20 protein-coding genes and 2 tRNA genes are annotated in these 23,976 nt (G+C 70.5%); 11 read left to right on the top strand and 11 right to left on the bottom strand.

Annotation, left to right across the window (positions count from 1 at the left end; genetic code table 11):
* Window positions 1–19: 19 nt before the first annotated feature.
* Genes P5F91_RS24690 through P5F91_RS24670 form a run of 5 tightly spaced genes read right to left on the bottom strand, consistent with a single transcriptional unit; the run spans window position 20 to window position 4,715 of the window.
* Window positions 20–364: a 4Fe-4S dicluster domain-containing protein gene (locus P5F91_RS24690; protein ID WP_145609912.1), complete on the bottom strand. Its 345-nt coding sequence runs from the start codon at window positions 362–364 to the stop codon at window positions 20–22.
* An 11-nt stretch (window positions 365–375) separates the two neighbouring features.
* Complete coding sequence (locus P5F91_RS24685; RefSeq protein WP_145609911.1) at window positions 376–1,983, bottom strand: FAD-binding protein; 1,608 nt, start codon at window positions 1,981–1,983, stop codon at window positions 376–378.
* An 11-nt stretch (window positions 1,984–1,994) separates the two neighbouring features.
* The gene (locus P5F91_RS24680; protein WP_277908546.1) at window positions 1,995–2,879 is read right to left on the bottom strand and encodes an NADPH-dependent oxidoreductase; all 885 of its coding nucleotides are present in this window, start codon (window positions 2,877–2,879) and stop codon (window positions 1,995–1,997) included.
* 20 nt (window positions 2,880–2,899) lie between these two features.
* Complete coding sequence (locus tag P5F91_RS24675; RefSeq protein ID WP_145609909.1) at window positions 2,900–3,838, bottom strand: ABC transporter substrate-binding protein; 939 nt, start codon at window positions 3,836–3,838, stop codon at window positions 2,900–2,902.
* On the bottom strand, window positions 3,825–4,715 hold the full coding sequence (locus P5F91_RS24670; protein ID WP_145609908.1) for a TauD/TfdA dioxygenase family protein: 891 nt from the start codon (window positions 4,713–4,715) through the stop codon (window positions 3,825–3,827). The genes P5F91_RS24675 and P5F91_RS24670 overlap by 14 nt, the downstream gene beginning before the upstream one ends.
* A gap of 199 nt (window positions 4,716–4,914) precedes the next feature.
* On the opposite strand from P5F91_RS24670, the gene P5F91_RS24665 reads away from it, so the two are divergent.
* On the top strand, window positions 4,915–6,207 hold the full coding sequence (locus P5F91_RS24665) for a hypothetical protein (RefSeq protein ID WP_277908545.1): 1,293 nt from the start codon (window positions 4,915–4,917) through the stop codon (window positions 6,205–6,207).
* Here P5F91_RS24665 and P5F91_RS24660 read toward each other — a convergent pair.
* The gene (locus tag P5F91_RS24660) at window positions 6,204–8,291 is read right to left on the bottom strand and encodes a methyl-accepting chemotaxis protein (RefSeq protein WP_277908544.1); all 2,088 of its coding nucleotides are present in this window, start codon (window positions 8,289–8,291) and stop codon (window positions 6,204–6,206) included. The genes P5F91_RS24665 and P5F91_RS24660 overlap by 4 nt on opposite strands.
* A 319-nt stretch (window positions 8,292–8,610) precedes the next feature.
* Here P5F91_RS24660 and P5F91_RS24655 point away from each other — a divergent pair, with 319 nt between their 5' ends.
* Window positions 8,611–8,901, top strand: coding sequence for a 4Fe-4S dicluster domain-containing protein (locus P5F91_RS24655; RefSeq protein WP_211106895.1), 291 nt, complete (start codon window positions 8,611–8,613; stop codon window positions 8,899–8,901).
* 11 nt (window positions 8,902–8,912) lie between these two features.
* On the opposite strand, the gene P5F91_RS24650 is transcribed toward P5F91_RS24655, so the two are convergent.
* Both P5F91_RS24650 and P5F91_RS24645 read right to left on the bottom strand, forming a co-directional pair.
* Window positions 8,913–9,350, bottom strand: coding sequence for a MarR family winged helix-turn-helix transcriptional regulator (locus P5F91_RS24650; protein ID WP_145609904.1), 438 nt, complete (start codon window positions 9,348–9,350; stop codon window positions 8,913–8,915).
* Window positions 9,351–9,613: 263 nt separating this feature from the next.
* The gene (locus P5F91_RS24645) at window positions 9,614–10,108 is read right to left on the bottom strand and encodes a hypothetical protein (RefSeq protein WP_145609903.1); all 495 of its coding nucleotides are present in this window, start codon (window positions 10,106–10,108) and stop codon (window positions 9,614–9,616) included.
* Window positions 10,109–10,550: 442 nt separating this feature from the next.
* Here P5F91_RS24645 and P5F91_RS24640 point away from each other — a divergent pair, with 442 nt between their 5' ends.
* The 3 genes from P5F91_RS24640 to P5F91_RS24630 all read left to right on the top strand — a co-directional run bounded on the left by P5F91_RS24640 (window position 10,551) and on the right by P5F91_RS24630 (window position 14,369).
* On the top strand, window positions 10,551–11,462 hold the full coding sequence (locus tag P5F91_RS24640; protein WP_277908543.1) for a hypothetical protein: 912 nt from the start codon (window positions 10,551–10,553) through the stop codon (window positions 11,460–11,462).
* A 110-nt stretch (window positions 11,463–11,572) separates the two neighbouring features.
* Complete coding sequence (locus P5F91_RS24635) at window positions 11,573–12,721, top strand: XdhC family protein (RefSeq protein WP_277908542.1); 1,149 nt, start codon at window positions 11,573–11,575, stop codon at window positions 12,719–12,721.
* 4 nt (window positions 12,722–12,725) lie between these two features.
* Window positions 12,726–14,369, top strand: coding sequence for an NTP transferase domain-containing protein (locus tag P5F91_RS24630; RefSeq protein ID WP_277908541.1), 1,644 nt, complete (start codon window positions 12,726–12,728; stop codon window positions 14,367–14,369).
* Between the two features lie 3 nt (window positions 14,370–14,372).
* Here the strand turns inward: P5F91_RS24630 and P5F91_RS24625 are convergent, their stop codons facing one another.
* Entirely contained in the window at window positions 14,373–15,587 is a 1,215-nt protein-coding gene (locus P5F91_RS24625; protein WP_277908540.1) for a hypothetical protein, read from the bottom strand.
* A 139-nt stretch (window positions 15,588–15,726) separates the two neighbouring features.
* Between P5F91_RS24625 and P5F91_RS24620 the strand changes: the two genes are divergently transcribed.
* Window positions 15,727–15,801: transfer RNA gene (locus P5F91_RS24620), tRNA-Val, on the top strand.
* A 73-nt stretch (window positions 15,802–15,874) separates the two neighbouring features.
* Window positions 15,875–15,949: transfer RNA gene (locus P5F91_RS24615), tRNA-Val, on the top strand.
* Window positions 15,950–16,009: 60 nt separating this feature from the next.
* On the opposite strand, the gene P5F91_RS24610 is transcribed toward P5F91_RS24615, so the two are convergent.
* Window positions 16,010–16,762 carry an SDR family oxidoreductase gene (locus tag P5F91_RS24610; protein ID WP_277908539.1) on the bottom strand — a complete coding sequence of 251 codons (753 nt, stop codon included), beginning with the start codon at window positions 16,760–16,762 and terminating at the stop codon, window positions 16,010–16,012.
* Window positions 16,763–16,984: 222 nt separating this feature from the next.
* On the opposite strand from P5F91_RS24610, the gene P5F91_RS24605 reads away from it, so the two are divergent.
* Window positions 16,985–17,971, top strand: a complete 987-nt coding sequence (locus P5F91_RS24605) for an ABC transporter substrate-binding protein (protein WP_277908538.1) — start codon at window positions 16,985–16,987, stop codon at window positions 17,969–17,971.
* Here P5F91_RS24605 and P5F91_RS24600 read toward each other — a convergent pair.
* Complete coding sequence (locus P5F91_RS24600) at window positions 17,968–20,091, bottom strand: putative bifunctional diguanylate cyclase/phosphodiesterase (RefSeq protein WP_277908537.1); 2,124 nt, start codon at window positions 20,089–20,091, stop codon at window positions 17,968–17,970. The two genes, P5F91_RS24605 and P5F91_RS24600, sit on opposite strands and share 4 nt — an antisense overlap.
* A gap of 420 nt (window positions 20,092–20,511) precedes the next feature.
* On the opposite strand from P5F91_RS24600, the gene P5F91_RS24595 reads away from it, so the two are divergent.
* The 3 genes from P5F91_RS24595 (at window position 20,512) to P5F91_RS24585 (ending at window position 23,976) form a co-directional block, all read left to right on the top strand.
* The gene (locus P5F91_RS24595; protein ID WP_145609888.1) at window positions 20,512–22,539 is read left to right on the top strand and encodes a serine/threonine-protein kinase; all 2,028 of its coding nucleotides are present in this window, start codon (window positions 20,512–20,514) and stop codon (window positions 22,537–22,539) included.
* A gap of 14 nt (window positions 22,540–22,553) precedes the next feature.
* A complete protein-coding gene (locus P5F91_RS24590) occupies window positions 22,554–23,105 on the top strand; it encodes a hypothetical protein (protein WP_186291339.1) in 552 nt (183 codons plus the stop codon).
* A gap of 64 nt (window positions 23,106–23,169) precedes the next feature.
* Window positions 23,170–23,976, top strand: coding sequence for a glutaminyl-peptide cyclotransferase (locus P5F91_RS24585; protein WP_277908536.1), 807 nt, complete (start codon window positions 23,170–23,172; stop codon window positions 23,974–23,976).

The following is a 23,976-nucleotide window of genomic DNA, read 5'->3' as shown; positions in this document are numbered from 1 at the left end:
CATCCGGGCGTAACGGCCCTCAGCCCGCCCGCGCCCGCGCGAACAGCTCGCCCATGCGCCAGTGCAGGTTGGCATGGGCGGGGTCGCCTTCCCATTCGTTCCAGCCGGAATCGCGGCGGAACTGGCCCAACAGGCCGGACGCCATGATGGATGCCGCATCCACGGCCACCGGCTCATCGCAATTGGGCGCCACGTACAGGGCGTCGGCCTGGCAATACAGCTCACACAGGAAGCAGGTTTGACAATCCTCCTGCCGGGCGATGAGGGGCAGGCCATCTGTGCCGCGCTCGAAGACGTTCGTGGGACAGACCTGGACGCAGGTGTCGCAACGAGTGCAGCGGTCGTCGACCACCAGTTCGATCATGGTCGTTCCCCTCAGGCGACGTTACTGCGCCGGGCCGGGCTGCGCTGAGCTGGGCCATCGGCGCGCACCCAGACGGTGTCCAGGCCGCCCGACAGCAGGCGATGAGCCAGGTCGGGGTTGAGGCCGGGCGCATCCTCCCGCCGGTGCAGGCCGCGCGTCTCCCCCCGCGCCAGGGCCGTGGCGGTGCTCCAGCGGGCGCAGGCGACCAGGGCCGCCGCTTCGCGTGCCCGCACCCGGGCGGTGGCATCGGGTCCCGGTGCCAGGCGGTCACGGGCATCGCGCCACAGGCCATCCAAGGTCGCCAGCGACTGGGCCAGGACGGGCCCGCGCCGGAACAGGATCTTGTCATAGGGCAGCATCTCCGCCCGCACCCCCTCCGTCAGGTGGCGGGTCAGTGCCGCCGCGTCCTTCAGGGCGCCCGCGGTGGGGCGCAAGCCTGCGCCGCCAGCGGCTTCCACCCCCTGGTGGGCGCGGCGCCCCCGGGCGCTGGCCAGGCGGGCGGCGGCCTGGCCGGACCAGGTGCCCGACGACACCGCCCAGGCGGAGTTCTGCGCCCCGCCGCCGGAGGTGGCGCCGGCGATCAGTTCCCGCGTTGCGGCGTCGCCGGCGGCATAGAGGCCGGGCACGTCGGTCTGGCAGTCATCGTCCACCAGGCGCAGGCCGCCGGTGCCGCGCACCGTGCCCTCGCCATGCAGGGTAATGGGGAAACGCTGGGTGAAGGGGTCGATGCCCTGGCGTTGGAAGGGCAGCAGGATGGCGGGCTGGATCTGGGGCAGGATGGCCCGCAGATCCGCCGGCATGCGCGCCAGCGTGGCATAGACCGGGCCGGCCAGCAGGGCGCGGGCCAGCGGCAGCGTCACGTCGGGGTTGCCGCCGGTGTCGATCTGCCGGCCGTCGGCATCGAAATAGTCGGCGAAGGCATAGGAGGCGGAGCGGGTCTGGGTGGAATGCCGCTCCGCCACCGTATGGTAGGTGGAGAACTCCATGCCCGACAGCCGGGCGCCCGCCTCCGCCGCCATCAGGTGGCCGTCGCCGGTGTTGGTGCGGCTGCCCAGCAGCTTGGACAGGAAGGCGCAGCCGCCGGTGGCCACCACCACGCCGGCGGCGCGCACCGTCCAGTTCCCGCCCTCCCCCTGCCGGCGCAGCCCGCGCGCGCCGGCGACGGAGCCGTCGGCATGCAGCAGCAGCTCCAGGGCTGGACTGTGGTCCAGGATGCGCACGCCCGAGGCCTCGGCATAACGGCGCAGGGCCCGCAGGTACTCCGGCCCGCGCAGCGACTGGTAGTGCGGCACACCACCGGCGGTGACCGAATGCCGGTAGTAGTCCGCCAGCGTGGGCAGCGTACGCCAGGTGGTGTCGATGATGCGCGCCATCCAGCGCGGGTCGGCCAATCCGAGGGCGCGTGCGTCCCGGTCCCGCACCGCCTGGGCGCGCTTCTCCGGGTCCGGCGGCACCCACCAGTGGTTGGGCCCAGCGGTGGCGGTGACGCCGCTGGTCCCGCAATAGCCCTTGTCGGCCAACACGACCTCGGCCCCGGCCCGCGCGGCGGCCACGGCGGCCCAGCATCCGGCCAGGCCGCCGCCGATGATCAGCACATCGGCTTCCAGATGAAGCGACATGGGGGCGGGTCTCAACGCAGGGGGAAGCCGAAATCCAGCAGCGTCTGGCGCAGGCGGTGACGCCCGGTCAAGGCGGCGGGTCCGCGCACGCGGTTCGTCACCGTCTCGCTCCAGTCCGGGGCGGCGATGCCCTGCTCTGCGTAATAGGCGCGCACCTGGCCGTCATAGTCGGCGATGGCGGCCTCGGCCCCGGTGGCGTCGTAGCGTTCGTGATGCAGTACCACGCTCTGCGGCAGGCGGGGCTTGATGCCCGTGGGCCGGGCGGGATCGGCATAGCCCACGCATAGGCCGAACAGGGGCAGCACCTTGGGCGGCAGGCCCAGCTCCTGCGCCACAGCCTCCGTCTCATTGCGCAAGGCTCCGATATAGACGGTGCCCAGGCCCAAAGATTCCGCCGCCACCACGGCGTTCTGCGCCGCCAGGGTGGCATCCGTGATGGCCACGATCAGGGTTTCCAGATAGTCGAGCCCCGCCGCCTCCCCCACCTTGGCCTTGGCCAGGGTGTCCAGGCGCGACAGGTCGGCCAGCCAGACCAGGAACAGGGGCGCCTGCTCGATATGCGCCTGGTTGGCCGCCCAGGCGGCGAAGCGGCCTTTACGCTCCGCATCGGTCACCGCCACCACGCTCCACGCCTGCAGGTTCGACGAGGTGGGGGCCGACTGCGCCGCCGCCACCAGGGTCTCCAGCGTGCCCTGGGGCAGCGGGTCGGGCCGGTAGGCCCGCACCGACTTGTGCGACAGCAGGCCGGTCAGCAGGTCGTTCCACTGGTCCGGGCCCAGCGCTTCCGCCTCCAGCGGCACAGCGCTGCCGTAGCGACGGCGGAGCAGATCGGCGACCGGGTGGTGGGTGCGGTCACGGCGCTGGGCGAAGGCCGGAACAAGGGTGACAACGCTCATGGGATCGGTCTCCGCGACGATTAGGGGTTCAGCGAGAAGCTGCGGTCGTAGGTGGGTGCCACGTTCACGGGACGGGGAATGACGCCGGCCTCGAAGTACAGGTCGGCCACGGCCTGGTGCACGGCAACGGCGTCGTCCGTCACGGCCGGCAGCACGATCACCTGCTGGCGGGAAAAGGTGAGGGTGGCCACCTCGATGGGCGTGCCGGTGTCCCGGGCATAGGCCTCCGCCTGTTCCTTGCGGTGGGCCTGCGCCCACTGATAGGCGCGGCGGACCCGGGCGATGAAGTCGGTCAGTTGGGCGCGCTTGGTGGCGATGGCGCTGTCGCTGGCGACGCCGCATTCCACCTCGCGCACGGTGCCCTGGCTGCCGACCAGGATGCGCATGTGGTCCTGCAGCTGGGCGGCGGCGACGTAAGGGTCCCAGATGGCCCAGGCGTCGATGGACCCGCTGGTCAGAGCCGCCTTGGCATCGGCCGCCGTCAGATAGACCAGGGTGACCTCGGCCAAAGGCACGCCCGCCTGCTTCAGTGCCGCCACCACCAGCAAATGCCCGGGCGAACCGCGCACTAGGCCGACGCGATGGCCGCGCAGGTCGGCGACCGTGTGGATGGGCGCCTTGTCCGGCACCACGATGGCGCTGCCCCCTTGCCCGAAGTCCCAGACATTGATGGTCTTCAGGCGGGCACCGGCCGCCAGCGCGAAGGTCGTGGTGGCATCGCCGACATAGCCGAAGTCGATGGCATCGGCGTTCAGCGCCTCCACCAGAGGCGCGCCCACGGGGAACAGCGCCCATTCGATGCGGTAGGGCACATGGTCCAGTTCCCCCGCCGCCTTCAGCAGCACCTGCACGGCGCCGCGCTGGTCGCCCACGCGCAAGGGCGCCAGCTCAGCCGCCGACGCCGGCACGGCGAAGGCGGCCAGCAGCGCCGCCAGGACCAGGCCCTTAAAGATCCGCATAATGAGCCTGGTCGGCGATCAGCACGCGCTCCACCACGCGGGGGAAGTCGCCGTAATTGCGCACGGCGTAGTGCACTGCGGCGCGGTTGTCCCAGAAGGCCACGGAATTGGGCCGCCAGGAGAAGCGCACCTGGTATTCCGGCCGCTTGTATTGGGCGAGGATCAGGTCCAGCAGCTCCCGGCTTTCCGCCAGCTCCACGCCCAGGATCTGCGGCTTTTGCGAGTAGTTGACCCACAGGATGGTGGCGCCCGTCTCGGGATGGCGGCGGGCCACGGGGTGGGCGACGATGGGATAGTCCTTGCCCGCGCGGTTCAGCGCCTCGCGGAAGTCGTGGGTGACATGCAGCCCTTCCAGCCGGCGCTTCACCGCCTCCGGCAGGCCGTTGTAGGCGGCCTCCGCATCCACCCAGATGGTGTCGCCGCCTACTTCCGGAATGGTCACACCGCGCAACACGGCACCCCAGGCGGGGACCAGGCGCCAGCTGGTGTCGGTGTGGTATTTGTCTTCGTACGGCGTCGCGACCTTGCCGGCCTTGGCCGCGGCGGCCGCCCGTTCCTGCTCGTACTTGGCGAAGTCCGCCGCCGTGATGCCGTGCACCTGCGGGTTCTTGTCCACGCCGGCGGTGGTGGGGTGGGTATAGATGGGGCCGAAGCGCGCGGCGAAGGCCACCTGCTGGTCGCGGGTGATGTCCTGGTCGCGGAAGAACACGACCTTGTGGCGCAGCACAGCCGCCTTGATGGCGTCGCGGGTGGCATCATCCAGAGGGCGGGACAGGTCCACGCCGCTGATCTCCGCCCCGATGGTGGGCTGCAGGCGGCGAATGACCAGGTCGCCCGCCTGGGTGCTGTCGGCTTGCTTCAACGATACTACGCCCATGTCATGCCTCCGGCTGGGCGGCGGCAATGGATCTGCCGCCGTCGATGGGAAATCGGGGTGAAGGGATGTCGTGAAGGGGAGTGTAGGACAGATCAGCCGGTGAGAAATTTTAGAAATGGTGCAGGCCGTCTTTCGATTTCTTAAATGCCCGTCTTGGGTTAAGGCTCTGCCGTCCCCAGGTGCTATCGGGATGCCATCTATGCCGCGACCCCGTTTTTCCTATGTCGTCCTACTGGCGCTGACGTTGCTTTTCAGTGGCCGGGCCGGGGCCGCGTCCAATGCTGCCTTCATCACCCTGGTTCCCGAGAGCGATGGGCTGACGGCCGCCTATCACCTGGACAGCCCCGTCACCAGCCTGACCCTGGGCCGGGGCCCGGTCGCCTGGCAGAACCCGGTATGGCGGGTCGAGACGCCGGGAATGGAAATACGGGGCCCGGAGGTGCGGGCGACCGACGGCCACGCCTTCAGCGACTTCACCCTGCGCATCCAGGAGGACCGCCGCTTCGTCGACCGCACCTATCCCGTGCTGCTGCGCCTGGGGGATCGCGGCTTCCTGGTCTACGGCCCCTTCCTGATGGCGCGCTCGGCCGGCATCGGCACGGGCCTGAAGCATGGCATCGTCACCACCCTGCCGACGGGCAGCCAAGCCCTGGGCGGCTATTTCTTCGTCGGCCCCGCCGACTATGTGACCCCCGTCGACGCCAAGCGGCCGGATCTGGGGCGCCTCATAGCCCGGCCCGATCTTCCTGACGCGTGGCGGGCGGAGGTGACGCCGGGCCTGTCCCGCGCGCTGGCCTATTACCGAGCACGCTTGGCGCCGCGCGACGCCGTATCCCCCATCATCGTCTACCAGGACCGGCCAGCCCCCTTCCTGCGGGGCAGTGTCACCGGCGGCGGCATGCTGCTGCTGCAGATCGGCGGCGTCTGGCGCGTGCCGCGCCTGGAACTGAAGCCGGAGCGGGACCGCCTGCTGGCGCACGAGGTCTTCCACCTGTTCCTGCGCCGCCACGATGCCGCCGACTTCCCCGACTGGATGAACGAGGGGGCGGCCGACTACGCCACCGGCCTGGTCACACGCCACGGCGCCCTGCCCACCTTAGGCGAGGTGCAGATACAGCTGGACCTGTGCGTCACCAGCCTGGGCGACCGACCGCTGGACAGCCCGGCCACGGTGGCGCGCAACCGCATGCCCTACGCCTGCGGATTCATCGCCCACTGGCTGGTGGACAGGGCGCTGCGGCAGGGACGCACGGACAGTGACGCGGCCCTGTTCACGCTGTGGGCCGACATGGCGACGCGTGACGGCGTCACCGCTGGCGACAGCCTGCGCCAGGCGGCGGCCCGGGCTCCCGCCGCGGCGCGAGCGCTATCCCTGCTGTTGACAGGGTCTGGCGGCGGCCGCTGGGCCTTGTGGGCGGCCGCCGTGTCGGAAACGGGGGTCCCGGCCCGCTACACCGACGGCCCGGACCCCCGCGTTCTCCTATCGCCTTAAGCCGCGCGAATACCCGCCAGGAAGCGGTCCACCGCGTCGCGCAAGCGGTCGGCGTCGCCGGTCAGTCCCTGCGCCGCGCCGTGCATGTCGGCCACGGTCCGGCCCGTCTCCCCCACCGCGGCCGAGACGTCGGCCACGTTGCGCGAGACGTCGCGGGTGGCGTCGGCGGCCTGGCGGACGTTGCGGCTGATCTCACCCGTGGCGGCGGCCTGCTCCTCCACCGCGGCGGCGATGGCGGTCGACACCTCGCTCATGTTGCGGATGGAATGACCGATGGTGCCGATGGCGCCCACCGCCTGGTCCGTCGCCTTCTGGATGGCATTGATCTGGGCGCCGATCTCATCGGTGGCCTTGGCCGTCTGGCCGGCCAGCTGCTTCACCTCGTGCGCCACCACGGCGAAGCCCTTGCCGGCCTCCCCCGCCCGGGCCGCCTCGATGGTGGCGTTCAGGGCCAGCAGGTTGGTCTGGCTGGCAATGTCGTTGATCATCTTGACCACGTCGCCGATGCGCTGCGCCGCCTCCGCCAGGCTGGCGACGGTGCCGTTGGTCTGCTCCGCCTCATCCACCGCCCTGGACGCCATGGAGCTGGAATGGGCAACCTGCTGCCCGATCTCGCGGACGGAGCTTTCCATCTGTTCCGCCGCCGCCGAGACGGTCTGCACGTTGCCCGAGGTCTGCTCCGCCGCCTCGGCCGCCGCCGCGACCTGGGAGGAGGTGGCGTCCGCCATGCCGCCCAGGGCGCCGGCGATCTGGGTCAACTGGTGGGACGAGGCCTCCACCGATCGCAGAACCTCGCGCACCTGGGCGTCGAACTCGCCCACCAGGGCGTCCACGGCGCGGGCGCGGCGCTCGCGCCCCGCCTGCTCCGCCCGCTGCGCGTCCTCAAGCCGCTGGCGCTCCAGCGCGTTGGCGCGGAAGGTGCCCAGGGCGCCGGCCAGGTCGCCGATCTCATCCTGGTTGTCGGCGTAGGGGATCTCCGCCTCCAGATCCCCCCGCGCCACGCGCAGCATGACGCCGGTCATGGCCGTCATGGGACGGGTCACGCGCCGGGCCACCATGACCACGCCGCCAACCCCCAGGCCCAGGCACAGCACCAGCAGCACGCCATCGACGATCAGCCGCCGCAGGGCCGCCTGCCCCTCATCCCGGGCCAGGTCGCGGGCGGCGTCCAGCGCCGCCATGGGCACGGCAGCCAGCACCTCGAACGAGGCGTTGCTGCGCGCCATCCACTGGTCGAGCGAGACCGGTGAGGGCGTGCCCGCCAGCACCGCCTTCTCGATCTGCTCATGCAGCCCCATCACCTCCTTGAAATAGGCGGCTTCAGCCGCGGCCATGGCCTGACGCACGCCATCGGGCACGTCCTCCCGCAGGCTCAGCGCCTTGGTCAGGCGCCAGCCGGCCTCCAGCTGGCCGCGCAGGCCGGCGGACTGGGCCTGCATGGCCGGGGTATAGGTCTGCCCCTGCAGCACGAACATCAGGATGTTGCGCTCCAGCCCCGCCGCGTCGCGGGTGACGTAGGAGGCGTCCTTCAGCGCGATCAGGCTGGCGAAGGCCGGGCTTTCCCGGCTGATGCGGGCGCCCAGGGTGGTGCCCACCGCCTCCAGCTTGGCGACCAGGCCGTCGGAGGCGGCGTTCCAGGTTTTGAACAGGTCGGCGGGGCGCTGGTCCTGCGGCTGCAGGACCGCCTTGTCGGCGACGGCGCGCACGTCGTTCAGCGTCTGGCGCGCGGCCGTCAGATCGGCCACGCCAGCCCCGGCGCCGCAGTCCAGGTCCGCGCACGCCGCCAGCACCTTGTCCATGGCCGGGTTGGACTTGGCCCGCAGGCCCGCCACCTCGGCCAGGGCCGCGGGGGAAGCCGTCGTCTTTTCCGGAATCAGGCGTTTGAACGCGCCCCGTTCCAGCCGGGTATTCTGCAGGGCGCGGAAGACGTCACCCACGGCATCGCCCATGCGGGCCGTGCGCGCGGCGCGGCGATAGTCGGCGTACGCGCCCGTCGTGGCGATGCCCAGCACCACCACCAGCACGGCCAACAGAATGCCCAAAACGGCGTTCAACAGAACGGCGATGCGCACGGATTTCAGCATGCCAAACACCAGACCCCCCCCTGTCCCGCCGGCGCCGACACGGGCCGGGCCCTCCTCGCGGGACTACAGGGTTATGGTGGGCGTCGCCTCACCCTTGGAATAGATATCCTGATGTATTGCTATCAAAGGCGAAGCCCGGTTCGGAACGCGAGCGGTCGCATCCAGAACGGCATCCACCACGGCGCGCGACCAAGCCTGGCGCGGCTGTTTCCTTAGGCTCGGACGCCCGGGCGTGGAGCGTTTGGGGACGCGAATTTCCGGGCGTGGGACGGCCCGGTACACTGACGCGAGTGACCACCCGTAGTCACGGAGGAATATCTTGGCCGACACCGCGTCTTGCAAGCAGCCCCCAGGCATCATCGTCCCGCGCATCGACCGCAACCGCTGCGAGGGCAAGGACGACTGCGTGCGCGTCTGCCCCTATGACGTCTTCGAGATCGGCGTGCTGCCGGCGGCGGAAAGGGGGGAACTCAGCCTGGGTGGCCGGGTGAAGGGCTTCTTCCACGGCTATCGCCAGGCCTTTGCCGTGCGGGCGGACCAGTGCCGCGCCTGCGGCCTGTGTGTCAGCGCCTGCCCGGAACATGCGATCACCCTTATCCGCGCCGCGTGAGGTGGGGCGCCCTACCCCTCCAGCCGGTCGAACAGGGTGCGCAGCAAGGGCGAGAGGCGCCGGATCTCATCCCGGTGCACCCGCGACAGGCCGGCCAGCAGATCCTCCGCCGCTGGGGTCAGGCTGATGACCACCTGGCGCCGGTCCTCCGGCCCCGGGGCGCGGCGCACCCAGCCGTTGCCCTCCAGCCGGTCGATCAGGCCCACGGCGCTGTGCGGGCGCACGCACAACCGCTCCGCCAACTCCCCCACCGTGACATGGTCGCGGCCAGGATACCCCTTAATGGCCAGCAGCGCCTGGTGCTGCTGCGCCGTCAGGCCGGCGACGGCGGCCGCATCCTCGCTGAACGACAGGAAGCGGCGCAACACGTGGCGGAACTCCGCCAGCAACTCGTAATCCGCCTTCTCCAGCGGATCCGCCCGCTCGGGCACGGGGGGCGGGGTGGACATGGGGCGGTCGCTCCTTACAAGCCTTGGCACACCAAGAGAGCGCCCCTGGACCGGGAACGCAAGGCAGGGCTGAGGGAAGGCCTCTTCATAAATATCGTATTGCGATATATTAAGGCCACGGCCGCCTACCGGTGCTGTGACGCGACAGTAACCGGCTGGCACGGCGCGACCTGCTGGCGGTCCGCACCGTCAGCCACCTTCACGAGCAGCGGCGCGAGGCGCTGCTGCGCCTGGGTGGGCGGCAGGCAAGCTGACGCCGCCTCTCAGACCGTGAGTTCCACATGGTGGATCTCACCGTTCTGGGCCATCAGGGCCTGCAGATAGGTGGAAATCTTCCGGGCGCCGTCGCTGTGCACCGCCAGGCATTGCCGCAGGGCGTCGGCCAGACGGGCATTCTCCAGCCGTTCCGCGTCGCTGAGGTGGGCATGCTGGGGCGCCAGGTGGTCCACCACATGGTCCAGCTCCCGGCCGGCGGCCGGCGACGCCACTGGGGCCCCGCTGCGCACCAGCCCCCGCAGGTTCTGGCGCAGCCGTTCCTCATGGTCCGGTTCCAGCGCGCCGGTGGGGTCGACCTCATCCACGATATCGTCGAACAGGGAGCGGCCGTGACGCGCGCCCTCCTCCGGGGACTGACGACGGCGCCGGTCACGCTGCCGCGCCTCACGCTCCTGCACCGCGCCCACACGGTCGATATGAAGGGTCGCCGCCGGCGGCTGGGCGGGGGCAAGGTCCAGAACGGGCAAGGGTGCGACGATCATGACGCCTCCACGGTACAGCGAATCGGGCATGTCCACAAGAGAAGCACTTTTCATCGTTAGTAGAAGATGATGATTACGGCCAAAATTCGTCAATATCGCCGGCATGGTTACTGACCTCCGCCAAAGACATCGGCCTTGGCGCAGAAATCATCCCCGTGCTTTTTTAGGAGGCGGACCAAGGGGCGCCTATGCCCATTGGGGAACATAGACGGCGTTTCCCACCGCGCCGCGACCGGATCACCGGCCCTCCGAGAACCCGTCGCGCCAGCTGGAGGTTGCAGGCGCGCGGTATATCGCCCACGCCGTATATCGCCCACGACGGCTGCCCGCGGTGATTGATAGCCATTTTCCATCAAGGGGCTGTGCTGTACCGGACGAGGGCTTGCCCCGGTGGCCGGTGCCCAGTACGGTCGCGGGAAACGGCAGAACAAGGACGTCCAGGATGGACATTACCGGCGAATACTTGGTCGCGGCCCCGCTGGATCTGGTGTGGGTGGCGTTGAACGACGCCGAGCTGCTGCGGCAGAGCGTGCCGCCGGGCTACGACAGCACCATCACCCTATCCGACCTGGACCCGCCGCAGGGGTGCGTCCTGCACGGCGATGGCCAGCAGGCCGCCGTCCGCCTGGTGGACGCGGGGGACGGTCAGACCCGGCTGGTGTTCAGCGCCACCGTCGATGCGGACGCCGAAGCGGACACCCGCGCCTTTTTCGCCCATCTGACGGGCCTGCTGGCCACGGCCGCCACCACCAACCCCGCGCTGGTTGCCGATGTGGCCCTGGCCGAACCCGCCGTGGACGCCGCCGCCATCGCCGAGGCGGTGCCGGCGGATGCCAAACCCAAGCGCACCCGCACCAAAAAGGCGGTCGAGGTTCCCGCAGCCGGGCCAGCGACCGGACCTGAAACAGCGCCCAAACGCGCGCGCAAGCCCAAAGCGGAACCGGCGCCCGCCGAAGTACCAGCCGCCGACCAGCCCGCGCCCGCCGAGTCCATTCCCCTGGTGGAACTGGCCCCCTTGACCGAGGCCATGGCCCCCACCCTGGTCGCGGCGGCCCAGGATGGCGCCGCGCGCGACGAGCTGGCGGCGCAAACGCCCGAACCGGCCGCCTTGCCGCTGGAACCGGAAACCCACGCCCGCGCCATCGAGCACCAGGTGCGGCCCACGGAGGCCGAAGCCCTGGGTTCCGCCGGCATCTCCCTCCCGCCGGAGCCCGCGGCGCCCGAGCCCTCGGCGGACACGGCGCAGCCGGCCCCGACGATGGCCCATCCGGTCACCCACGCCGGCCTGCGGCCCATGATCTGGATCCCCCTCCTGGTGCTGGTCCTGCTGTTGCTGATCGTGCTGATCCGCTAAGCCAGCATCATCGAGCACCCTAGGTCGGCCCCGCAGGCTGGCAATCCACGCCCCGACGTCCTATCTGGGAAGGGGCCCGGGCGCCCGCCCAAAACCGCGTCGGTATACCCATGACCCTCGACTCCCCCGTTCCCCCTTCGCCCCCGGAGGCATCGCAGGACGCCGCGCGGGTCAACGCGCCGGTGGACGAGCTGTCCATCCTGCGCACGGTGGAGGGCTGGCTGGCCCGGGGCCAGGCGGCAGCCATCGCCACGGTCATCGCTACCTGGGGATCCTCCCCCCGGCCGGTGGGCAGCAAGCTGGCCGTGGACGCCCGGGGCGGCATGATCGGCTCCGTCTCCGGCGGCTGCGTCGAGGGGGCGGTGGTGGAAGAGGCCCTGCGCGCCCTGGAGGATGGGGAGCCGCGGCTGCTGACCTTCGGTGTGCCCGATGAGCGGGCGTGGGAGGTTGGTTTGGCCTGCGGCGGCACCGTGCGCATCTATGTGGCCCCCATGGGCCCCGGCCACGGCGCCTCGCGCCGGCGGCTGCTGTCGGCCCTGCTGGCCGCGGCCGACGCCAAGCGACCGGCGGCCCTGGTCACCGACCTCGCCACCGGGCAGCAGACCCTGGTGGACGCGGAGCGGCAGCAGGGTGAAACCGCCTTGCCGGAGGCCGTGCGCGCCCAGGTGCTGGAGGCCCTGACCCAGGATCGGTCCGTCCTGATCGCGCCGGAGGAGGTCGAGGGGGAATGGTTCGCCCAGGTATGGAACCCGCCCCTGCGGCTGATCCTGGTGGGCGCCGTGCACATCGCCCAGGCGCTGACCCCCATGGCGCGGCTGGCGGGTTATGAGGTGACCGTGGTCGATCCCCGCGCCGCCTTCGCCAGCGCCGCCCGCTTCCCCACGGGCGGCGGCGTCACCCTGGTGCGGGAGTGGCCGGACGATGCCGTTGCCGCGCTGGCGCCGGACCGGCGCACCGCCGTCGTCACCCTGACCCATGACGCGAAGCTGGATGAGCCGGGCCTGCGCGCGGCCCTGGAAAGCGACGCCTTTTTCATCGGTGCCCTGGGCAGCCGCAAGACCCACCAGCGCCGTCTGGAACGCATGGCCGATTTCGGCCCCACCGCGCTGGAGCGCATCCACGGCCCGGTCGGCTTGGACATCGGCGCCCTGACCCCGGCGGAGATCGCCGTGTCCATCCTGGCCGAAATGACCCTGGCCCTGCGCGGCGCCAAGACCGCCCGGCGCCAATGCCAGGCGCCCCAGGCAACCGGACGCTGACACCATGCGCTTCGGCCCCCTGCCCGTCGCCGATGCCGAGGGGGCCGTTTTGGCCCACAGCCTGAAGGCTGGCACGCTGCGCTATCCCAAGGGTCGCCGGCTGTCGGCGGCCGACCTGGCCGATCTCGCCGCCGCCGGCGTGACGGAGGTGGTCGCCGTACGGCTGGATCCCGACGATGTGGGGGAGGACGCCGCCGCCGCGCGTATCGCCCGCGCCGTCGCCGGCGCCGGCCTGGCCCTAACGCCCGCCACCACCGGCCGGGTGAACGTGATGGCGGAGACCGGTGGCCTGCTGCTCGTCGACGCCGCCCGCCTGAATCGCCTGAACCAGGTGGACGAGGCGGTGACCGTGGCCACGGCGGCGGCATTCTCTCCCCTGGCGCCGGGCGCCATGGCCGCCACCATCAAGATTATTCCCTTCGCCGTTCCTGACGGCCTGGCGGCCCGCGTGGAGCAGGCGGCCAGGGGCGACGTGCCGGCCCTGCGCCTGGCCCCGTGGCGCGGCGTCCGTGCCGGCCTGGTGCAGACCCGCCTGCCGGGCCTGAAGACGGTGACCCTGGACAAGACGGTGGCCGTCACCGAGGCACGCCTGGCCCAGGTGGGCGGCACCCTGGTGGCGGAGCGGCGCCTGGCCCACGACGCTGCGGCCGTGGCCGGGGCACTGGCGGAACTGTCATCCCTGAACCTGGATCTGCTGCTGGTCATCGGCGCCTCGGCCATCACCGACCGGCGCGACGTGCTGCCCATGGGCATCGTCCAGGCGGGTGGCGAAGTGCTGCATTTCGGCATGCCGGTGGATCCGGGCAATCTCATGCTACTGGGGCGGTTGCGCAATGTGCCGGTGCTGGGCCTGCCGGGGTGCGCCCGGTCGCCCCGCATCAACGGGTTCGACTGGATCCTGCAACGCGTGGCCGCCGGGCTGGAGGTCACGCCCGCCGATATCATGGGCATGGGGGTCGGCGGCCTGCTGACCGACATCCCCAGCCGCCCCATGCCTCGTCACCGCGCCATCCCCACACCGGGGCCGCAGGCCGCCCCGGCAGTGGCGGCGGAGTTTCCCGTCACCACGCTGGTGCTGGCGGCGGGATCGGCCCGCCGCATGGGCGCCAACAAGCTCTTGGCCGACTATGCCGGCCAACCCCTGGTGCGGCACGCGGTAACGGCGGCGCTGGCCGCCAACCCGAGCCGCGTGACCGTGGTGCTGGGCCACCAGGCGGCGGAGGTGCGCGCCGCCCTGCGCGGGCTGGACGTGCGCTTCATCGAGGCGGTGGACCATGCCCAGGGCCTCAGCGCCTCGCTCAAGGCCGGGCTTGGCGGCGTGGCCGGCGGCACGGGCGTGCTGGTCTGCCTGGGCGACATGCCGCGCGTCACGGCGGACACGCACCGCCGCCTGCTGGCCTGTTTCACTGCGGCGGCGGGCCGGGCCATCGTCGTCCCGGTGGCGGAGGGGCGCCGGGGCAACCCCGTGTTGTGGCCGGCCGACCTGGTTCCCGCCATGGCCGGCATCACCGGTGACCAGGGTGCGCGCAGCCTGCTGGCCGCTCATGCCGACCGGGTGGTGGACGTGCCGTCCGACGGCGGCGTGCTCCTGGATGTGGACACGCCCGACGCCCTGGTGGCCCTGCGCACGCTGGAACCGGTGGCCTGAGGCTCAGTTCAAGCGCCAGCCCAGGCGGAAGTCCTGCTCGAAGGGGTCGGCGTGGGCGATGGCCGCCGCGAGGATGGTCAAGCGGCCCAGCCGACGCTGAAGGGCCTCCCGCCCCGGGTCGCCCACCACCTTCAGCCAATCGGCAACCCGGGTGGCATCGACCACGTTGCAGGACAGGACGTGCAGGATGGCGCTGTCCGCGTCCATCGTGGTTTCAGGCGGCATGCGGTAGATCAGGCCGGCGCTTAGCAGGCGCAGCCGCTCATACTCCTCCCCCGTCAGGGTGCCGTTGCCGGAGCGCTGGGAAACCAGGCCGGCGAGGAAGGCGTCCACCGCCAGGATGCGCTCAACCCAGGGGGCCCGCAGCAGGGCGTGGCGCGCGGCCTCGTCCATGGGTTCCAGCAGATCCGACAGTTGCTGGTCCACCATCAGCGGCGCCTCGGCATAGTGGGAAAAGTCCAGCTTCTCCACCAGGTCGGCCGGCAAGCCCGCCTCCGCGTACTGCTTCCACGCCGCCGCCTTCCGGGCGTGGATCATGGGCAGATCGGTCAGCTTGTCGAAGGGCAGATCCTCCTGGCCCTCGCGCAGCAGGGTGACACGCAGGGGCGCCTGGCGCACTGGCACCATGGCCACCTTGTCCAGATACTGCCGCAGCGCCGCCTCCGGCTGGAACACCGCCCGGTCATGCCCCTCTATCCCCCGGGGCAGCCAGGTGGCGAAGGCGGCGTAAAGCCGCATGAAGGCGGGGCGGCCGAAGGCGAACTGGTCGTTGTAGCCATCCGCCGGCGTCCAGCTGTCCGGCGTGATCAGCCCGGGCGTGCGGAACCAGTCCTCGGGCAGCGTGTCGTCGAAGCGGCTGTCGTAGCGCACCCGCACGATGGCGTCGAAGGGGGCGGCCTTGCCGTCCGGACCCTTGTGCCCCAGCGCCAGGTTCAGGCAAAGCTGCACCGCGTGGAACATGTCGAAGACGGAAAAGGGCGGGCGGTAGTGCCACCGCTCCGCCATGCGCCGCTTCTCCGCCGCAAAGGGGGGACGTGCCGTCACCAGGTGTGCGGCGGGTTGGTAGGCGGCCAGCATCTCCACCCGTTCAGCCTCCGGCACCTCATCCCACAGATGCAGGAAGGTGGTGACCTCATGACCGGCCACCAGGCGACGCAGGCTGTCGATGCAATGACGCCAGGTCCGCGGCTGACCGCTCAGGCACAAGGCGACGCGCATACCCATCCCTTCCCTTGGAAACCGACGCCGCCAGCCTGTCGGGGCGGCGGCCGGACCTCAGAATGGATTTATCAACCGCCCCGAACAAGCATATTGACACAGGCCCCCCGTCCCTCTACAAACCGCCCCCACGACGGATGGGCGCGTAGCTCAGCGGGAGAGCATCGCCTTCACACGGCGGGGGTCGTAGGTTCAATCCCTACCGCGCCCACCATCCGTCGAAACCAACGTGGTCAATACCTTAGATCATGTTGCCGTCGGCACAGGCCGGCACAGCCCGGACGGATGGGCGCGTAGCTCAGCGGGAGAGCATCGCCTTCACACGGCGGGGGTCGTAGGTTCAATCCCTACCGCGCCCACCATCCGTTCCCCTTCCCCAAATATAACGCCCCCAGACATACCGGCTCAGTGGTCGGCTGCCCTCAAGCCATGCCCACGTCGCGCGCCAGGTTCAGGAAGCGCAGGCCGCAGTCGACCGCGATGTCCTGGTCGGTGATGGTGTCGTGGTTCAGCAGGAAGACCACGGCATCCGCCACCTGCTGCGCGTCGGGCGCGCGGTCCAGGGGGTTGCGGCGGCTCAGGCGCTGGAACTCCGCCTCGTCCTGGCCGGGGGCCGGCAGGACGTAGCCGGGGGAGACGGTGTTGACCCGAACGGCGGGGGCCAAGGATCGCGCGAGCAGCCGCGAGGCGCCGGCCAGGGCGTATTTGGACAGGGTGTAGGACAGGTGGTCCGGGTTGGGGTTGGCCAGCTTGAAGTCCAGGATGTTGACAACGGTCCCACGCTGGCCTGGGCCCAGCCCCTGGTGCAGGGCGCGGGTCAGCAGCACCGGCGCCAGGGTGTTGACCGTCTGGTGCACCAGGAAGCCCTGCGCCGTCAGGCTGGCGGCATCATCCCATTCGAAGAGCGAGGCGGAGTTGACCAGGCCCGCCAGCGGCTGGCCGGCGGCGGCGGCCGTGCGCGCCACCAGGGTTTCCACCTGGGCGGGGTCGGCCAGGTCGGCCCGCACCACCAGGGCCTGACGGCCCAGCGCCCGCACCTCCTCCGCCGTGGCCGTCGCGGCGTCCACCGAGGCGTTGCAATGCAAGGCCACATCCCAGCCCGCCCCGGCCGCCGTCAACGCGATCAGGCGCCCCAGGCGCTTGGCCCCGCCCGTCACCAGCAGCCAGCGGCTCATGACCGGGCTCCGGCATGGGGGATGGCGGCCAGGGGACAAGGCAGGCGACACGGCATGGGCGGGAACGGCTTTCCGGCTGAGGGCTGAAACGGCTCCTTTGAGTCTTATAGGTCCGCCTTCCCCGCGCGCAACATCCATCGCCGCCGGCCCCGCTTCCGTCGCCCCGGCACAGTGGGTATGCTCTGCAGCCGTTAACCAGTCGCAGAAGATGAGGGAACCTCCATGCCTGCCCGTCCCGTCCGCCGCGCCTTCCTGAAGGCCGGCCTGGCGCTGGCCGCCCTGCTGTCCGCCTCTGTCCCCGGCCATCCGGCCCGCGCGGCGGAAAAGCTGGTGTTCATGCTGGACTGGCAGGCGGAGGCGGAGCACGGCGGCTATTTCCAGGCAGTGGCGGAGGGCCTGTACCAGAAGGCCGGGCTGGACGTGACCATCGTGCCCGGCGGCCCTGGGATGAGCGCGCAGCAGATGCTGGCCGCCGGCAAGATCGACGGCACCATCGGCTCCAACGCCTTCTACGTGCTGAACCTGGTGGAGGCCGGCGCCAAGGTGAAGGCGGTGGCGTCCATGTTCCAGAAGGACCCCACCATCCTGATGGCCCATGCCCAGAACACCACCAGCCTGGCGGATCTGAAAGGCCGGCCCATCTTCCTGGGCGATCCCAGCATCAACACCCTGTGGCGCTGGCTGAAGAGCAAGTACCCGTTCGAGGACAGCCAGATTCGCCGCTACACCGGCAACCTGGCGCCTTTCCTCACCACCCCCACGGCGGCGGCCCAGGGCTATGCCACCAGCGAGCCGCTGATTGCGAAGAAGGCCGGGGCGGACGTGAAGGTCTTCCTGCTGGCCGACCAGGGCTATGACGGCTACAGCGGCCTGGTGATGTTCAACGACGCCTATATCCAGGCCCATCCGGCGGCGGTGAAGGCCTTCGTCGCCGCCACGGCGGAAGGCTGGCGCCACTACCTGCACGGCGACGCGGCGCCCGCCGACGCCCTGATCCGCAAATCCAACCCCGATATGGACGCCGAAACCCTGGCCTATGGCCGCAAGGCCCTGCTGGACGACGGCATCGTGGAGGGCACCCCGGCGGCTCCCGACGCCATCGGCCGCATGACCGCCGCCCGCTGGGACAGCTTCACCAATGAGATGAAGCGCCTGGGCATCTACAAGGCGGGCACCGACTGGAAGGCGGGCGTGGACCTCGCGAATTAGGCCGGCACCGCCACCGGCCCCAGCAGGGCCATGAGCTGCGCCTCCGGCATGGGGCGGCCCAGCAAGTAGCCTTGGATGATGTCGCAGCCGAGCTCGCGCAGGCAATCCAGCTGCGCTTCGGTCTCGATGCCTTCGGCGATGGTTTCCAGGCCCAGGTGGTGGGCCATGGCGATGACGGCGGCCACGATCTGGCGGCTGGCGTCGTCGTCCGGCAGGCCGTCGACGAAGGACTTGTCGATCTTCACATAGGCGGCCGCGAACTTGCGCAGGTAGGCCAGCGAGGAATAGCCCGTGCCGAAATCGTCGATGGCGAAGCGGAAGCCGTTGGCGCGCAGGTCGTGCACGGCCTGGAGGTTGCCCTCGGCATCGCCCATCAGGGCGCTTTCCGTAATCTCCAGCGCGATGTCGCCGGGGGTGCAGCCCTCCTCCATCAGGATCTGCAGCAGGCGGTCGCCGCAGCCCTTGTCGCGCAGCTGCACGGCAGAGAGGTTGACCGCCATCTTGAAGCCCACCACGCCCCGTTCGCGCACCTTGCGCGCCGTGCGGCAGGCGGTGCGAAATACCCAGTCGCCCAGCGGCACGATCAGGCCCGTCTCCTCCGCCACCGGGATGAAGCGGGCGGGTGAGACGGGGCTGAGGTCCTCCGGATGGTTCCAGCGCACCAGCGCCTCCGCCCCCATCAGGGTGCCCCCCACGCCGGTGGCGGCCGGGCGGTATTGCGGCTGGTAGGCCAGGGTGAAGCCATCCACCACGCCATCGCCCCCCGCACCCGTGGCCATGCCCAGGCCAACGCGCAAGCCCTCCTCGATCCAGGTGCGGTCGCGCACCCGGTCGCCGATCTCCGGCGTGAAGAAATGAAAGCGGTCGCGGCCGGCATGCTTGGCGGCATAGAGCGCCACGTCGGCATGGCGCAGCAGCGCTTCCCACGTGTCGCCGTCGCCGGGGGCCACGGCCACACCGACGGAGCAGGCCAGGCGCACCTCGCCCCCGCCCGTCCCCTCCAGCGCCAGCGGGTACTGGAAGGCGGTCACCAGCCGCTCCGCCACCTGGGCCACGGCGGCCAGCGCCTCTTGGCGCTTGTCGGCCCCGGTGAGCGACGGGCCGGCGAGGGAGGCGCCCGTCAGGATGATGGCGAACTCATCCCCGCCCAGCCGGGCCACGGTGTCGCCCGGCCGCACGGTGCGGCGGATACGCTCCCCCGCCGCGACGATGGCGGCATCGCCGGTGGGATGGCCACGGGTGTCGTTCAGCAGCTTGAAATGATCGAGATCCAGCAGCAGCAGGGCCACCGGCTCCCCCGTCCGCTTGGCATTGGCCAGGGCCAGGCGCACCCGGCCGATCAGCAGCGCGCGGTTGGCCAGGCCCGTCAGCGCGTCGTGGAAGGCCAGGTGGCGGTTGCGCTCCTCCGCCTCCTTCTTGGCGGTCAGGTCGCTGAAGACGGCGATGTGGTGGCTGATGGCGCCGTCCTCATCCCGCAGCAGGGTGATGCGCAGCCATTCCGGATAGACGGTGCCGTCCTTGCGGCGATTCCAGATCTCCCCCGCCCAGGCGCCTTCGTCCCGCAGGGCCCGCCACATGACGCGATAAAATTCCGGGCCCTGGCGGCCGGAATTCAGCAGGCGCGGATCCTGGCCCAGCACCTCGTCGGCGCTGTAGCCGGAAATGTCGGTGAAGGCGCGGTTGACCAGCACGATGCGGTTGTCGGCGTCGGTCACCATGATGCCGTCGACGCTGTGCTCGATCACGCGGGCAGCCACGCGCAGGTCGCGGTTGCTGAGCGCCAGGGCGGCCGCCTGCTCCTCCGCCAGGGTGCGCGCCTGCTCCAGCTCCCACGTGCGCTGGCGCACCAGGCTGCGCAGCGTCTCATGCCGGCGCACACGGCCGTGGACCAACGCCGCCAGCGTCAGGCCGGCGACTATACCCAGGGCGCCCAGCCCCATGACCATGGGCATGCCCATGCCGGATTCCCGGCCGAGGCCGGCGGCGAACAGGCCGGCGAACGACAGGCTGGCCAGGGTGACCACCAGCACCAACGGCCCCCAGCGACGCTCCACGGCGAAGGTGCCCGAACCCGGTGGGGCCGGCACGTCGCCGGTGGACTCATCGCCTGGAAACAACATGGGATAAGGCATCCTGATCAGTAAGGCCCCGATTCTGCGCGTCAGCAGCCCGAAATCAACGTCACGATTCGCTGGGGCAACAATGTTGTTTCCGGACGATACGCGCCAGGCATCATGCGCCAGGCGGCAGGCAGGGGGGATTGATCCAGCGCAAACCTTGATGCACTGGCCCCTGATGCACTGGCCCTGTCCATCGGCGCAGCTGCGCGCCCACCCCGGCCCCCTACACCCTGGCCCCACACCATGGATTGCCATTCCGCCTAGAATTACGCAACCGTTCAGCCAATCGCCTTGATCCGATTGTCTATTCCGGCCAGCCGTCTTGTTACCGCCCGTGCCAATCGGGCATGATCACCATGAGGGGGCCGTATACGCGGCCGGGGCGTGAGGGACGGCGGGGCGCCGACCGGACGGGGTATCATGGCGGCGGCAGACAGAGAGTTCCCGGTTCCCGACCTGGGCCCCATCGATCTGGGCGGCCGGGCGGAGATACAGCCCAGTGCACCGCTGCCCGCCTTCGACACGCCCGGTGGCCGCGCCTACCTGGCCCACCGCATGCGCGAGAAGAAGACGGAGTTGTTCGCCATCGTCTGTGAACAGCCCGTGCCGCCCCGCATCGAGGCGATGAGCAGCTTCCGCGCCATCGAGAACAATAACCTGCTGCACCTCATGGACTGGGGGGTGGTCGACTGGTCGCCGGAGCACCGGCGCCGCTTCGTCTGTATCTTCGAACGCCCGTCCGGCCGCCGCATCATGGAACGGCTGGACGACGTCATTGAGGGCATCGCCGATGACGCCCTGGTGCGGGTGGTGCTGCCACAGCTGACCTCGGTACTGCGCGACATCGCCCAGCGCAGCCTCAGCTGCGGCGCCCTCAACCCCACCAACCTGTTCATCCGCGAATCCGCCGCCGCGGCCGTGGTGCTGGGCGATTGCGTCAGCCTGCCGCCCGGCTATGCCCAGCCCCTGGTGTACGAACCGCTGGACCGCGCCCTCGCCGACCGTTCGGGCCGTGGCAACGGCACCATCGCCGACGACCTCTACGCCCTGGGCGTCACCCTGCTGTCCCTCTATTTGGGCCGCACGCCCGGCCGGGGGCTGGATGAACAGACGCTGCTGCAGGCCCGCATGGACAGGGGCACCTATTCGGCCCTGACCAGCGGTACCCGCATCCCTCAGTCGCTGGTGGAACCGTTGCGCGGCCTGATCACCGACGACGCCCGCCAGCGCTGGACCCTGAACGACCTGGACATGTGGATGCAGGGCCGGCGCCTCAGCCCCAAGCAGGCGCAGCTGCCCAAGCGCGCGCCCCGGCCCATGGAGTTCCAGGGCCGGGAGATCTGGCACGTGCGCGGGGCCGCCTGGGCCTTTTCCAAGTCCCCCATCGCCGCCGCCCAGGTGATCGAGCGGGGGGAGCTGGACCGCTGGCTGCGCCGCTCCTTGAATGATGAGCCCCGGGCGGAGGCGGTGGCCAACGCCGTGCGCAGCGCCACGGCCGGTGGCCGCGCCTCCAACGTGGAGGAGCGCCTGGTGGCGCGCGTCTGCACCGCGCTCGATCCCCCCGGCCCCCTGCGCTACAAGGGCCGCGCCATCATGCCCGACGGCTTCGGCACCGCCTTGGCCGAGGCGCTGGCCACCGGCGAGGGCGGCCAAGCCCTGGCCGAAATGATCGTGGGCCAGTTGCCGGCCTTCTGGATCAGCGTGCAGGCCGAATACAAGGCCGAGCAGGTGCTGATGATCCAGCAGTTCGACGCCGTGCGCGCCGTGCTGGAGAATACCAGCCCCGGATTCGGCATCGAACGCGCACTTTATGGCCTCAGCCCGGTGGCGCCCTGCCTCAGCCCGGCGGTGGCCGACTATTATCCCCTGACCCTGGGCGACCTGATGGCGGCGCTGGATGCGGCCGGTGCCGGCGCCGGGCCGGGCCGCGACCCCATGGACCGCCATGTCGCCGCCTTCATCGCCACCCGCAATCCCAAGCTGAACGAGCGCCTGCTGGCCACGCTGGCGGCGGAAACGGCACGGCGGCCGGTGGGCGTACTGGCCATCCTGGCCGACACCCAGCGCCGGGCGGGACCGCCCAAGGTACCGGGCCTGGCCTTGTGGATGACCAGCATCCTGGATCCGTCGTTCAAGCGCTTCCGCAACCTGAAGAAGCGGGAGGAGGTGCGGGCCGCGGCGCAGAAGGCGGCGCGCGAGGGCGTGCTGGACGCCCTGCTCAGCATCGTCGACGACCCCAAGGCCCTGACCCAGGACCATCACGGTTTCCTGGACGCCATGCGCCGCCATGAAAGCCTGACGGCCCGCATCAACAAGATCGAGGAATCGCTGGGCGACCGCAGCGACGTGGCGGTGACGCGGGGCAAGCGGGTGGCCGCCATGGTGGCCAGCGGCATCTCCCTGGCCGGCCTGGCCGTGATCGTCACCTTGATGGCGGGCGTGAAGTGAGCCAGGGTGGTGTCATGAACAGCGCCTCATCCCCCCGTCGCCGCAGCTATGGCGGCCTGCTGGCCGCCGCCGTGCTGCTGCTGCCTTTGGGCGCGCTGGTCATGCCCACCTCGGTGCTGACCGTCATCGGGATGGTGCCGACCCTGGTGGCCTGGATCGTCGACCGCGATCCGGACAAGCCAGCGGCCGTGACGGTGGGCGGCCTGAACCTCTGCGGCGTCATGCCCTTCTGCATCCAGCTTTGGCAGCATGGCCATACCATGGACTATGCCGCCGGCCTGTTGGTGCAGCCGGTGACCTGGCTGGTCATGTATTCCGCCGCCGGCGTGGGCTGGCTGCTCTACTTCGGCATCCCGCCCCTGGTGGCCGGCTGGGCCGTGGCCCGCGACCAGGCCAAGATCAGGGAACTGGACGAACAGCGCCAGGCGCTGGTGGAGGAATGGGGCATCGAGGTCACGGGCCAAGGCCTGAAGGCCGAGATGCCGGCCGAGGGCGAGGCGGCGTCGGAAGAGCCGCCGGATCCGCTGGCCGAGTCGACCCAATCCGGCGAGCCCGCGACGCCGTGACCGCCCCTGCCCGCGGCCCGACCGCCTATAAAGCTCTCCCGCCCGCCGCCTGAGCCCGAGCCCCATGCCCCTGCCCCCCGTCCGCGCTCCTGCCCACACCCATGTCCGGGCCCTGCTGCTGGCCCTCGCCCTGGCCATCCTGCCATTCACCGCGCACGCTCAGGAGGCGCCCCGGAAATACGGCGTGGAAGTGGTGCACACCTACCCGCACGACCCCCAGGCCTTCACCGAGGGCCTCTTCTACCTGGACGGTTTCCTGTACGAGAGCACGGGGCTGGAGCAGCACTCCACCATCCGCAAGGTGGATCTGGCGACCGGCACGGTGCTGCAGAGCCGGGAGCTGGATCCCCGGTACTTCGGCGAAGGCATCGTCAACTGGAAGGACCGGCTGGTGCAGCTGACCTACCGGACCGAGGTCGGCTTCGTCTACGGCCTGGGGGATTTCAAGGCGCGGCGGGAATTCCACTATCGCGGCGAGGGCTGGGCCCTGACCCAGGACGGCCATCGCCTGATCATGAGCGACGGCACGCCGGAGCTGCGCTTCCTGGACCCGGAGACGCTGGCCGAGACGGGACGCATCACCGTCACCGACAGCGGCTATCCCATCCGCAACCTGAATGAGCTGGAGTTCGTGAAGGGCGAGATCCTGGCCAACATCTGGCAGACCAACCTGATCGCCCGCATCAACCCCACCACCGGCGCCGTCACCGGCTGGATCGACCTGACGCCGCTGGAGGCGCTGTCGGGCCGGACGCAGAACGTCGACAACGTGCTGAACGGCATCGCCTACGACGCCAAGGAGGACCGGCTGTTCGTGACCGGCAAGCGTTGGCCCAAGCTGTTCGAGATCAAGCTGGTCCCGGTGAAGTAG

Origin of the sequence: Nitrospirillum amazonense (assembly GCF_029594735.1) — a bacterium.
GTDB lineage: Bacteria > Pseudomonadota > Alphaproteobacteria > Azospirillales > Azospirillaceae > Nitrospirillum > Nitrospirillum amazonense.
Note: the sequence above shows the minus strand (reverse complement) of the source record. Positions and strands in the feature narration are given on the sequence as shown.

Excerpts from the sequence above, each read along its gene's own strand:
- P5F91_RS24590 (WP_186291339.1), top strand. The coding sequence starts at position 22,554 with ATGAACAGCGCCTCATCCCCCCGTCGCCGCAGCTATGGCGGCCTGCTG.
- P5F91_RS24585 (WP_277908536.1), top strand. The coding sequence starts at position 23,170 with ATGCCCCTGCCCCCCGTCCGCGCTCCTGCCCACACCCATGTCCGGGCC.
- P5F91_RS24685 (WP_145609911.1), bottom strand. The coding sequence starts at position 1,983 with ATGTCGCTTCATCTGGAAGCCGATGTGCTGATCATCGGCGGCGGCCTG.
- P5F91_RS24650 (WP_145609904.1), bottom strand. The coding sequence starts at position 9,350 with ATGTCCACCCCGCCCCCCGTGCCCGAGCGGGCGGATCCGCTGGAGAAG.
- P5F91_RS24625 (WP_277908540.1), bottom strand. The coding sequence starts at position 15,587 with ATGCGCGTCGCCTTGTGCCTGAGCGGTCAGCCGCGGACCTGGCGTCAT.
- P5F91_RS24665 (WP_277908545.1), top strand. The coding sequence starts at position 4,915 with ATGCCGCGACCCCGTTTTTCCTATGTCGTCCTACTGGCGCTGACGTTG.
- P5F91_RS24670 (WP_145609908.1), bottom strand. The coding sequence starts at position 4,715 with ATGGGCGTAGTATCGTTGAAGCAAGCCGACAGCACCCAGGCGGGCGAC.
- P5F91_RS24605 (WP_277908538.1), top strand. The coding sequence starts at position 16,985 with ATGCCTGCCCGTCCCGTCCGCCGCGCCTTCCTGAAGGCCGGCCTGGCG.
- P5F91_RS24640 (WP_277908543.1), top strand. The coding sequence starts at position 10,551 with ATGGACATTACCGGCGAATACTTGGTCGCGGCCCCGCTGGATCTGGTG.
- P5F91_RS24690 (WP_145609912.1), bottom strand. The coding sequence starts at position 364 with ATGATCGAACTGGTGGTCGACGACCGCTGCACTCGTTGCGACACCTGC.
- P5F91_RS24660 (WP_277908544.1), bottom strand. The coding sequence starts at position 8,291 with ATGCTGAAATCCGTGCGCATCGCCGTTCTGTTGAACGCCGTTTTGGGC.
- P5F91_RS24630 (WP_277908541.1), top strand. The coding sequence starts at position 12,726 with ATGCGCTTCGGCCCCCTGCCCGTCGCCGATGCCGAGGGGGCCGTTTTG.
- P5F91_RS24635 (WP_277908542.1), top strand. The coding sequence starts at position 11,573 with ATGACCCTCGACTCCCCCGTTCCCCCTTCGCCCCCGGAGGCATCGCAG.
- P5F91_RS24680 (WP_277908546.1), bottom strand. The coding sequence starts at position 2,879 with ATGAGCGTTGTCACCCTTGTTCCGGCCTTCGCCCAGCGCCGTGACCGC.
- P5F91_RS24600 (WP_277908537.1), bottom strand. The coding sequence starts at position 20,091 with ATGTTGTTTCCAGGCGATGAGTCCACCGGCGACGTGCCGGCCCCACCG.
- P5F91_RS24595 (WP_145609888.1), top strand. The coding sequence starts at position 20,512 with ATGGCGGCGGCAGACAGAGAGTTCCCGGTTCCCGACCTGGGCCCCATC.
- P5F91_RS24675 (WP_145609909.1), bottom strand. The coding sequence starts at position 3,838 with ATGCGGATCTTTAAGGGCCTGGTCCTGGCGGCGCTGCTGGCCGCCTTC.
- P5F91_RS24610 (WP_277908539.1), bottom strand. The coding sequence starts at position 16,762 with ATGAGCCGCTGGCTGCTGGTGACGGGCGGGGCCAAGCGCCTGGGGCGC.
- P5F91_RS24645 (WP_145609903.1), bottom strand. The coding sequence starts at position 10,108 with ATGATCGTCGCACCCTTGCCCGTTCTGGACCTTGCCCCCGCCCAGCCG.